General features: G+C 70.1%; 1 pseudogene. It reads left to right on the top strand.

Annotated elements, in window-relative coordinates:
• A pseudogene (locus N798_RS18380) lies at window positions 1-294 on the top strand (vWA domain-containing protein); the annotation flags it as partial.

Below are 294 nucleotides of genomic sequence, written 5' to 3' on the forward strand. Positions count from 1 at the left end.
GGGTCGACGGCAAGGGCAAGCCGACCCCCGCAGCCTGCGCCGACACCCGGCTCGTGGCACCCATCGCCCCACTCGACAAGGCCCGGCTCACGTCGACGATCGGCGCGATCAAGGCACTCGGCGAGACCCCCATCGCGCACTCGCTCGAGGAGTCGATGAAGGACCTCGGCCCCGACGGCAAGCGCAACATCGTCCTCGTCTCCGACGGGCAGGAGTCGTGCGTCCCCGACCCCTGCCCCGTCGTGAAGAAGCTCACCGGCGCCGGCATCAACCTCCAGATCGACACCGTCGGCT

Source organism: Knoellia flava TL1 (assembly GCF_000768675.1).
Taxonomy (GTDB): Bacteria; Actinomycetota; Actinomycetes; order Actinomycetales; family Dermatophilaceae; genus Knoellia; species Knoellia flava.